This is a genomic window from Microvirga sp. HBU67558, assembly GCF_018069605.1.
Lineage (GTDB): Bacteria > Pseudomonadota > Alphaproteobacteria > Rhizobiales > Beijerinckiaceae > Microvirga > Microvirga terrae.
Genome location: NZ_JAGPUP010000561.1, coordinates 146,103 through 155,661 on the forward strand (window position 1 = coordinate 146,103; position 9,559 = coordinate 155,661).

The following is a 9,559-nucleotide window of genomic DNA, read 5'->3' on the forward strand; positions in this document are numbered from 1 at the left end:
GCGGGCGAGGGCAGCTGCGTGATGGGTTCGAACGGCCGCCCCTCGGAAGACAGCCTGATCGCCCGCTTCTTCGCCCCCATGGCCGGCGAGGGCGGCCTTGGTCTCACGGACGACGCCGCTCGCCTGACGCCCCGGCCTGGCCACGATCTCGTCCTCACGGTCGATGCGCTCGTGGAGCGCGTGCATTTCCTGCCCGAAGACGCGCCGGGCTCCATCGCCCGCAAGGCGCTCGGCGTCAACGTGTCGGATCTCGCCGCCAAGGGGGCCGATCCCGCCGGGTTCCTGCTGAGTCTCGCTCTCCCCGGCGACTGGACCGAGAGCTGGCTCGCCGCCTTCGCGGCCGGCCTCGCGGAGGCGTCCCGCGACTTCGGCTGTCCGCTCCTCGGCGGCGACACGGTCAAGACCAGGGGGCCGCTGACCCTGTCGGTCACGGCCGTCGGGCAGGTTCCGTCCGGTCGCATGGTGCTGCGCACGACGGCCAGAGCCGGCGACCTGGTCTGCGTCACCGGCACCATCGGCGATGCGGCGCTCGGCCTGAAGCTCCGGGCCGACCCGGCCTGGGCCGCAGCGCTGACGCCGGACGAGAGAGCCCATCTGGCCGACCGCTATCTCCACCCCCAGCCCCGCCATGCCCTGGCGACAGCCCTCCGCGATCATGCCGGCGCCGCCATGGACGTGTCCGACGGCCTTGCGGGCGATCTCGCCAAGATGATGCAGGCGAGCGGCGTCAGCGCCCTGGTCGACCTGGACCGGGTGCCGCTCTCGCCGGCGGCCGCGAAGGCCGTCGAGACATTACCCGATCTGCTGGACCTCGCCGTGACGGGCGGGGACGACTACGAGATTCTCTGCACCGTCCCGGAAAAGAATCTCGACACTCTCCGGAAAGAGGCCGATAGGGTCGGCCTGTCCCTGTCCGTCATCGGCCGAGTCGTCTCCGGACATGATCGGCCGGTCTTTCGGATGAACGGTCTCGAAAGACGCTACGATGTCGGCTCCTACCAGCATTTCTGATACTTCCTTCCAGACATCATCCAGCGATGCCGTCGCGAAACACAACGCGGTGGTTCTGGCCGTCGCAATGGCGCTTGGTGGCTCGAGTCCGGCCATCGTCGTGTCCCTTGGCGGACTGGTCGGTCAGTCGCTTGCATGGAACAGGGATCTGGCCACGCTCCCCGTGAGCCTTCTCAATCTCGGCCTGGCCCTGGGCACCATTCCGGCCGCCATGCTGATGCGAAAGGCAGGACGGCGCATCGGATACATCGTCGGGGCGGGCACCGGGGTGGCCGGCGGCTGCCTGGCGGCCTTCGGCATCGCCTCGTTCAGCTTCGTCCTGTTCTGCCTCGGGACCCTGATCATCGGCAGCTACGGCTCCTTCAACCAGAGCTACCGCTTCGCCGCGACGGATGCAGCCACGGAGAGATTCAAGCCGAAAGCTATCTCCTGGGTCATGACGGGCGGCCTCGCGGCCGGGGTGATCGGCCCACAGACGGTGATCTGGACCCGGGACGCCGTCCAGGCCGCTCCGTTCGCGGGAGCCTTTCTGGCGCAGGCAACCCTCGCCCTGTTGTCGATGGTCGTGGTCTCGTTCCTGCGACCGGCGCCGGTCGGCGTGACGTCCACGAAGGCTGCCGGCCGGCCCCTGATCGAGATCGTGCGGCAGCCCCGGTTCATCGTGGCGGCGGTGACGGGGCTCGTCTCCTATAGCCTCATGACCTTCGTCATGACGGCCGCCCCCCTGGCGATGATCGGTTGCGGACATTCCGTTGGGGTCGCTGCACTCGGCATCCAGTGGCATATCCTGGCCATGTTCGGGCCGAGCTTCTTCACGGGCCGCCTGATCGCCCGGTTCGGGAAGCGGCCGGTGACGGCCGTGGGTCTGGTGCTCATCGCTCTCTCGGCCCTCATCGGCTTGTCCGGGATCGGGGTTCCACATTTCTGGACGGCGCTCATCCTCCTCGGACTTGGATGGAATTTCGGCTTCATCGGCGCGACCGCCATGGTGACGGATTGCTACCGGGCGGAGGAGCGCGCCAAGGTCCAGGCCGCCAACGACTTCCTCATCTTCGGATCTGTGGCCGCCGCATCCTTCTCGTCGGGTAAGCTTTTGAGCGCCGGTGGCTGGGAGAGCGTCAACTGGCTGGTCTTCCCACCGGTCGCCGTCGCACTACTTCTGCTAGCTTGGCAGCAGAAGACGAAGGCCATCGCACCCGCTTAAAGTATAAAGGCCTTCCTGTGAGTTGCGCCCGCAGGATCGTTGCGGACTGCCTGGTTTTTTGCCACCAAATATAACGTTCGCTGGGGGTAGGGGCCGGTCAAGGCCAGGAAACGGGCCTTGAGGAGCGGCTTTCTGCTTTCCCATAACAAGGATGGCATGATGGCACTCACCCTAATTATCTTGGGCGGCCTTCTTTCGATTGCCTATGGCTTCTGGGCCATTAGCGATGTGATGAAGCGGGACGCCGGTTCTCAGCGCATGCAGGAAATCGCCGGGGCGATTGCCGAGGGCGCGAAAGCCTATCTCCGCAGGCAGTATTTCACGATTGCGATCGTCGGCGTCGTCCTGTTCGTCATCATCGCCTATCTTCTGGGTATTCGCGTTGCCATCGGGTTCGCCATCGGGGCCATCTTGTCCGGGGCCGCAGGCTTCATCGGCATGAACGTGTCGGTGCGGTCCAACGTCCGCACGGCTCAGGCTGCCACACAGTCCCTTGGCGGCGGCCTCGACGTCGCCTTCAAGGCCGGCGCCGTCACCGGCATGCTGGTGGCCGGCCTCGCGCTCCTGGGCGTGGCGCTGTACTACGGCTATCTCACCCGGGTCGCGGGCCTGAATCCCTCCGACCGCGTGGTCATCGACAGCCTCGTGGCGCTCGGCTTCGGCGCCTCCCTGATCTCGATCTTCGCCCGTCTTGGGGGCGGTATCTTCACCAAGGGTGCCGACGTGGGCGGCGATCTCGTGGGCAAGGTCGAGGCCGGCATTCCGGAGGATGATCCGCGCAATCCGGCGACCATCGCCGACAACGTCGGCGACAACGTCGGCGACTGCGCCGGCATGGCGGCCGACCTGTTCGAGACCTATGCGGTCACCGTGGTTGCCACCATGGTTCTGGCGGCGATCTTCTTCGCCGGCCAGCCGGCTCTCGACACCATGCTGTTGTATCCGATGGCCATCGGGGCGGCCTGCATCGTCACCTCGATCATCGGCACCTTCTTCGTGAAGCTCGGCCAGAACGAGTCGATCATGGGGGCCCTCTACAAGGGGCTCATCGCGACCGGCATCCTGTCGGCCGCGGCGATCGCCGCCGTGACCTGGCAGATGATCGGTTTCGGTCCGATTGCCGGGGCCAACTTCACCGGCCAGGCCCTGTTCTGGTGTGCGATCGTCGGTCTGGCCGTGACGGCGCTCATCGTGGTGATCACCGAGTACTACACAGGTGTCGGCTTCCGTCCCGTGAGGTCCATCGCCCAGTCGTCGGTGACTGGGCACGGGACGAACGTGATCCAAGGCCTTGCCGTGTCCCTCGAGTCCACGGCGCTTCCGACTATCGCGATCATTGCCGGCATCATCGTGGCCTTCAAGCTCGCGGGTCTCTTCGGCATCGCTATCGCGGTCACGGCCATGCTGGCCCTCGCCGGAATGATCGTCGCCCTCGATGCCTTCGGCCCGGTGACGGACAATGCCGGCGGCATCGCCGAAATGGCAGGCCTGCCGAAGGAGGTCCGCAAGTCCACGGACGCTCTCGATGCGGTCGGCAACACCACGAAGGCCGTGACGAAGGGTTATGCCATCGGATCTGCCGGTCTTGGCGCCCTGGTGCTGTTCGCCGCCTATACCTCGGACCTGAACTACTTCACGCAGAACGCGGCACAGTACCCCTATTTTCAGGGCGTCGCGCCAAACTTTTCCCTGACGAACCCTTACGTGGTGGTAGGTCTCCTGTTCGGCGGCCTCATCCCGTTCCTGTTCGGCGGCATTGCCATGACGGCAGTCGGCCGGGCAGCAGGGGCGGTGGTGGAGGAAGTGCGCCGCCAGTTCCGGGAGCGGCCAGGGATCATGGCCGGGACCGACCGCCCCGATTACGGCCGCGCCGTCGACATGCTGACCCGCGCCGCCATCAAGGAGATGATCGTTCCGTCGCTCCTGCCGGTGCTGGCGCCGATCGTGACATACTTCGTGGTCTACTGGGTCGCCGGCAAGTCCGAGGCCTTCTCGGCCGTGGGCGCCATGCTCCTCGGCGTCATCGTAACGGGCCTGTTCGTCGCCATCTCGATGACGTCGGGTGGCGGCGCCTGGGATAATGCCAAGAAGTCGTTCGAGGACGGCTTCACGGATGCCTCGGGCACGACCCATCACAAGGGATCGGATGCTCACAAGGCTTCCGTCACGGGTGACACCGTCGGCGACCCCTACAAGGACACGGCGGGGCCCGCCGTGAACCCGGCGATCAAGATCACCAACATCATCGCCCTGCTGCTCCTCGCGATCCTCGCGCACTCTTGAGGACGGCAAGGCGGGACCTTGGAAAGCCGCGGCCTGCGCCGCGGCTTTTCTCTTAGCGCGCCCTCAAAGAAAATGGCCGGGGCAAAGCCCGGCCATCTTGAATTCGCTTGCAGCCGTGCGATCAGCTGAATGGGTTGAAGTTGCCCACGCCCTTGAAGATCTGGCCGAGGAAGTTGGATTCTTCGCCGCCGGCCGGGGTGGTGCGGCTGATGAAGTCGAAGACCCTGCCGTCCTGAAGGCCGTAAAGGGCGACACGCTCGACCCGCAGGCCCTGATCGAAATAGACGGCGGTGACCTGCTGATCGACCACCTGCTCGCCCATGAACTGCAGGGTACGGCGCGATTTCTGGCTGATATAATACCAGTTGCGATTGCCCACCGTGGACACCGTCGACGGCGATCCGAGGGTCTGAAGGACCTGATCGGCGCTCATTCCCTTCTTCACCGACGCGATGGCACGTTCATCCACGACATAGCCGCGCTGGAATTCTTCGCCCACCGTGCAGGCGGCCAGGGACGAGGCGAGTACGGTGGCAGTAGCCAAGCGTACCAAAAGAGTATGATATCGACGCATCGTACGGTTCTTCCAGGAATGCGGCGCGGATGAGCTTGCGCCTACGGATCGTGATGGCGTAACCCGAGGTTACGATTTTGACAAGCTTGGAAGGGCAAAGCCGTGATCGTCAGTCTCTTCGGCAAAGATCCCCGGCGAACCATGATCGCGACCCTCTACAAGAGAATCGCGACGGGATCGCGCAGCCAGGGGCTTTATGCGGCACTTGGCGTCCCGGATACCCTCGAAGGGCGGTTCGAAGCCCTGTCGCTGCATATGGTGATGATCCTGCGCGCCCTTCGCGCACTCCCGTCCCCGGCCGACGAGGTCGCCAAGGACCTGACGGACGCCTTCTTCCGCGACATGGACGCGTCCCTGCGGGAAATGGGCGTCGGCGACACGGTCGTGCCGAAGCGGATGAAGAAGGTCGCGGAGTCCTTCTACGGCCGCGCCCATGCCTATGACGCGCCACTGAATGTGTCCGACGAGGCCGGTCTGGCCGTTGCCCTCGGGCGCAACGTATACGGCAGCGAGGCACCGGCCACCCCCCTGGCGCGTTATGCCCTTGCAGCCGACCAGGGGCTGAGGGCACTGGACCTGGACACGCTCCTCAAGACGGGTCCCGTCTTCCCGGAGCCCGAGACCTTTGCTTAAGGAGGCAACCTGATGACACCCGACACCGTGGGGCCTTTGTCGCGGCTCATCGACGTCATGAAGATCCCGCCCCGAGGGCAGGACGTGCAGGTGGAGGCGACCGCCGAGGAATGCGCCGCGCTGGCCCGGGATTTCGGCTTACCCGGAATCCAGGCTCTCTCGGGGGACTACCAGCTCCAGGCGTCGGCCAAGGGGATCCATGTGACGGGCCTGGTCCGGGCTGCGATCACGCAGATCTGCGTGATGACCCTCGACCCCTTCGATTCGACCATTGAGGAGGAGGTCGAAGTGGACTTCGCCGAATCTTCGGGGATGCCGGCTGAGCCCCCGACCGATATCAACGAATATGAGCCGCCGGACGAGATCGTGAACGGCCAGATCGACCTTGGCGCGCTGACCGCAGAGTTCCTGGCCCTCGGGCTGGATCCCTATCCTCGCAAGCCCGGCGTTGACTTCAGCTATCGGGATCCTGCGGACGAGAAGGATTCCCCGTTCGCCGCCTTGAACAAGCTGAAGGGACCGGAGTAGGGACTGGCGGCCGTGGCGGTCAGGGCATCGATCGGGTTGACGTCGCCAATCCAGAATTCAGTTGCGATGAGGCTGCAAACCGCTATTTTCCGCCCCCTGTTGAATGACTTATAAAGAAAGAACAATCGTTCATGCCGAAGCCGGTGCGTATTTCGCTTGACGCGATGGGGGGCGATCACGGGCCCCCGGTCGTGATCCCAGGCGCAGCCTTGGCCTTGGAGCGCCATCCCGATCTTCGCTTCCTGATGTTCGGAAATGAGACAGTTGTTGCGCCTCTCCTGAAGGCTCATCCCAAGCTGAAGGACGCCACCGAGCTTCGCCATACGGAGATCGCGATCGCGATGGACGAGAAGCCCAGCCAGGCGATCCGGATGGGACGAGGAAAGTCGTCCATGTGGCGCGCCGTCCAGGCCGTCCGGGACGGAGAGGCGGATGCGGCCGTCTCGGCCGGCAATACCGGGGCGCTGATGGCGACCGCCAAGGTATGCCTCAAGACCATGGCGCATATCGAACGCCCGGCAATTGCATGCATGTGGCCGACAATGCGGGGCGAGAGCATCGTGCTCGACGTCGGCGCGACCATCGGGGCGGATGCCGGGCATCTTGTCGACATGGCAATCATGGGGGCCGCCATGGCGCGCATCGTCTTCGACCTCGATCGCCCGTCTGTTGGGCTCCTCAATGTGGGCACGGAAGAGATCAAGGGGATCGAGGCTGTGAAGGAAGCCAGCCGGATCTTGAAGGAATCGAACCCTCCGCACCTCGACTACCGGGGCTTCGTCGAAGGCGACGATCTCGGCAAGGGGACGGTCGACGTGGTCGTGACCGAGGGGTTCACGGGCAACATTGCCTTGAAAACGGCCGAGGGAACGGCCAAGCAGATCGCCCAGTACCTGCGCTCGGCCATGAGCCGGACCCTGATGGCGAAGATCGGCTATCTGTTTGCGAAACAAGCCTTCAACGCTCTTCGGGACAAGATGGACCCGCGCAAGGTCAATGGCGGCGTCTTCCTCGGTCTGGAGGGGGTCGTCGTCAAGAGCCATGGCGGGACGGACGATCTCGGCTTCGCCAGCGCCATCGACGTGGCCTACGACATGGCGCATTTTGAACTGATGAACACAATCCGGAGCATGTTGGATCATGATCCGGTCGGCCAACCGGCCTGAGGAAGGCGCATCTTGAAACGCACCCGTTCCGTCGTACGCGGCATCGGCTCCTATCTGCCGAGGCGCAAGCTGACAAACCAGGATCTCGAGAAGCTGGTCGAAACCTCGCACGAGTGGATCGTGCAGAGGACTGGCATTGAGGAGCGCCACATCGCCGAAGATGACGAGACCACATCCGTTCTGGGGATCAAAGCCGCCGAAGCGGCCCTGGCCGATGCGGGGCTCACCGCCAACGATATCGATCTCGTCATCTGTGCCACCTCGACGCCGGACTATACCTTCCCGTCGACCGCCACGATGATCCAGACCGGAATCGGCATGACACACGGAGCGGCCTTTGACCTCCAGGCCGTTTGCACAGGGTTCGTCTATGCCGTCGCAACAGCGGACAAGTTCCTTCAGTCCGGCTCGCACAGGCGTGCGCTCGTGATCGGCGCCGAGACTTTCTCCCGCATCCTCGACTGGAACGACCGCACGACCTGCGTGCTGTTCGGCGACGGGGCGGGGGCGATCGTCCTCGAGGCCCAGGAGGGGGAGGGCACGTCAGCCGATCGCGGCGTGCTGACGTCCCATCTCCGTTCCGACGGCCGCTACCGGGACAAGCTCTACGTCGACGGTGGACCGGGCTCGACGAAGACCACTGGCGTGCTGAAGATGGAGGGCCGAGAGGTCTTCAAGTTCGCAGTCGGGATGGTGGCGGATGTGGTGCAGGATGCCTTCAAGGCGACGGGGACGAGCGCCGAGGAGCTCAAGTGGTTCGTTCCCCACCAGGCCAACAAGCGCATCATCACGGCCAGTGCAGACAAGCTCGGAATCGCTCCCGAGAAGGTTGTCATTACCGTGGACCGGCACGGCAATACGTCGGCGGCTTCAATTCCCTTGGCCCTGGATGCCGCAAGAAGAGACGGGCGCATCCAGGATGGGGATCTCGTGATGATCGAAGCGATCGGTGGCGGGTTTACCTGGGGAAGCGCTTTGATCCGCTGGTAGCGCGGACGGGCACCCACTCCGGTGGTATCCGGTATTTTGGACCTTGGCGGTTGACCGTAGGGAGCCATCTGCATAGCGTCGTCCGGGACGACAAGACCAACGAACTCATTCGCGCTGGGGAGCTCAATGGCTGGCAAGACGATAACGAGAGCGGATCTGAGCGAGGCCGTCTATCAGAAGGTTGGACTCTCGCGGACCGAATCGGCTGAACTGGTGGAGCGGGTGCTGGCTGAAATCTGCGACAGCCTGGCCGCCGGCGAGACGGTGAAGCTCTCCTCGTTCGGCTCGTTCATCGTGCGCAGCAAAGGCGAGCGCGTCGGCCGCAATCCCAAGACCGGTGTCGAGGTCCCGATCGATCCCCGTCGCGTGATGGTGTTCAAGCCCTCGAACGTCTTGAAGGCTCATATCAACGGTGAGACCTTCGAAGGCGAGGATTGATCCGATTATGACGAGCGGCGTCATGGACAAGAGCCCCGACGCATTCCGCACGATTAGCGAGGTTGCCGAGGACCTCGACGTCCCTCAGCATGTGCTGCGCTTTTGGGAAACCCGATTCAATCATATCAAGCCTCTCAAGCGCGGCGGCGGGCGTCGCTATTATCGTCCGGACGATGTCGATCTGCTCAAAGGTATTCGGCAGCTCCTCTATGGAGAGGGCTACACGATCAAGGGTGTTCAGCGGATCCTGAAGGAAGAAGGGGTTCGCTTCGTCCAGGGTGTCGGCCGGGGGGAACAGAGCGTTCCGGCCCTCCAGACGGAACCGGCACAAGACGCCGAGGCGGGTGAGGTCGCAGACGGCGGCCAATCTTACGAGGAAGAGGGGGCCTTGATGCCTCCCCAGCACGGGCTCTCTTCCGAGGCTCTCCGCGGATTGCGGGCAGCCCTCGACGATCTCTATGAATGTGACCGCGTGCTCGCATCTCTGAAAACGTCAGGTGAAGCGCCAGCTGGAGAATAACCCGGTCTTGGCCATTCTCCCGCCCTTTGGAGCCGCGGCACCCAAAGGGAATCGGTTTCGGGCAGGCATGCCGAAATGAGTGCATTGAACCCTTGACAGGGGTCGGGGGCACCCTTAAACCGCACCCACACCGCTTCGGCGGTCCATTGCGCGGGCGTAGCTCAGTCGGTTAGAGTGCCGGCCTGTCACGCCGGAGGTCGCGGGTTCGAGCC

General features: G+C 64.2%; 10 protein-coding genes. 9 read left to right on the forward strand and 1 reads right to left on the reverse strand.

What is annotated here, in order from left to right:
- Window positions 1-21 precede the first annotated feature (21 nt).
- The 3 genes from thiL (at window position 22) to KBI52_RS30145 (ending at window position 4,498) form a co-directional block, all read left to right on the forward strand.
- Entirely contained in the window at window positions 22-1,011 is a 990-nt protein-coding gene (gene thiL, locus KBI52_RS30135; RefSeq protein ID WP_210812641.1) for a thiamine-phosphate kinase, read from the forward strand.
- The gene (locus KBI52_RS30140; RefSeq protein WP_210812636.1) at window positions 986-2,215 is read left to right on the forward strand and encodes an MFS transporter; all 1,230 of its coding nucleotides are present in this window, start codon (window positions 986-988) and stop codon (window positions 2,213-2,215) included. Before thiL ends, KBI52_RS30140 begins: the two co-directional genes overlap by 26 nt.
- A 156-nt stretch (window positions 2,216-2,371) precedes the next feature.
- Entirely contained in the window at window positions 2,372-4,498 is a 2,127-nt protein-coding gene (locus KBI52_RS30145) for a sodium-translocating pyrophosphatase (RefSeq protein WP_173950472.1), read from the forward strand.
- Window positions 4,499-4,619: 121 nt separating this feature from the next.
- Here KBI52_RS30145 and KBI52_RS30150 read toward each other — a convergent pair whose 3' ends face one another.
- On the reverse strand, window positions 4,620-5,072 hold the full coding sequence (locus KBI52_RS30150; protein ID WP_173950473.1) for an outer membrane protein assembly factor BamE: 453 nt from the start codon (window positions 5,070-5,072) through the stop codon (window positions 4,620-4,622).
- 102 nt (window positions 5,073-5,174) lie between these two features.
- Between KBI52_RS30150 and KBI52_RS30155 the strand changes: the two genes are divergently transcribed.
- The 6 genes from KBI52_RS30155 to KBI52_RS30180 all read left to right on the forward strand — a co-directional run bounded on the left by KBI52_RS30155 (window position 5,175) and on the right by KBI52_RS30180 (window position 9,347).
- Window positions 5,175-5,705: a ubiquinol-cytochrome C chaperone family protein gene (locus tag KBI52_RS30155; RefSeq protein WP_210812637.1), complete on the forward strand. Its 531-nt coding sequence runs from the start codon at window positions 5,175-5,177 to the stop codon at window positions 5,703-5,705.
- A gap of 12 nt (window positions 5,706-5,717) precedes the next feature.
- Entirely contained in the window at window positions 5,718-6,233 is a 516-nt protein-coding gene (locus KBI52_RS30160) for a DUF177 domain-containing protein (protein WP_173950475.1), read from the forward strand.
- 131 nt (window positions 6,234-6,364) lie between these two features.
- Window positions 6,365-7,399, forward strand: coding sequence for a phosphate acyltransferase PlsX (plsX, locus tag KBI52_RS30165; RefSeq protein WP_173950476.1), 1,035 nt, complete (start codon window positions 6,365-6,367; stop codon window positions 7,397-7,399).
- A 12-nt stretch (window positions 7,400-7,411) separates the two neighbouring features.
- The gene (locus KBI52_RS30170; RefSeq protein WP_173950477.1) at window positions 7,412-8,389 is read left to right on the forward strand and encodes a beta-ketoacyl-ACP synthase III; all 978 of its coding nucleotides are present in this window, start codon (window positions 7,412-7,414) and stop codon (window positions 8,387-8,389) included.
- 126 nt (window positions 8,390-8,515) lie between these two features.
- Window positions 8,516-8,827, forward strand: coding sequence for an integration host factor subunit alpha (locus KBI52_RS30175; RefSeq protein ID WP_009491113.1), 312 nt, complete (start codon window positions 8,516-8,518; stop codon window positions 8,825-8,827).
- 22 nt (window positions 8,828-8,849) lie between these two features.
- Entirely contained in the window at window positions 8,850-9,347 is a 498-nt protein-coding gene (locus tag KBI52_RS30180; RefSeq protein WP_173950478.1) for a MerR family transcriptional regulator, read from the forward strand.
- Window positions 9,348-9,559: the final 212 nt, after the last annotated feature.

Excerpts from the sequence above, each read along its gene's own strand:
- thiL (WP_210812641.1), top strand. The coding sequence starts at position 22 with ATGGGTTCGAACGGCCGCCCCTCGGAAGACAGCCTGATCGCCCGCTTC.
- KBI52_RS30140 (WP_210812636.1), top strand. The coding sequence starts at position 986 with ATGTCGGCTCCTACCAGCATTTCTGATACTTCCTTCCAGACATCATCC.
- KBI52_RS30145 (WP_173950472.1), top strand. The coding sequence starts at position 2,372 with ATGATGGCACTCACCCTAATTATCTTGGGCGGCCTTCTTTCGATTGCC.
- KBI52_RS30150 (WP_173950473.1), bottom strand. The coding sequence starts at position 5,072 with ATGCGTCGATATCATACTCTTTTGGTACGCTTGGCTACTGCCACCGTA.
- KBI52_RS30160 (WP_173950475.1), top strand. The coding sequence starts at position 5,718 with ATGACACCCGACACCGTGGGGCCTTTGTCGCGGCTCATCGACGTCATG.
- plsX (WP_173950476.1), top strand. The coding sequence starts at position 6,365 with ATGCCGAAGCCGGTGCGTATTTCGCTTGACGCGATGGGGGGCGATCAC.
- KBI52_RS30175 (WP_009491113.1), top strand. The coding sequence starts at position 8,516 with ATGGCTGGCAAGACGATAACGAGAGCGGATCTGAGCGAGGCCGTCTAT.
- KBI52_RS30180 (WP_173950478.1), top strand. The coding sequence starts at position 8,850 with ATGGACAAGAGCCCCGACGCATTCCGCACGATTAGCGAGGTTGCCGAG.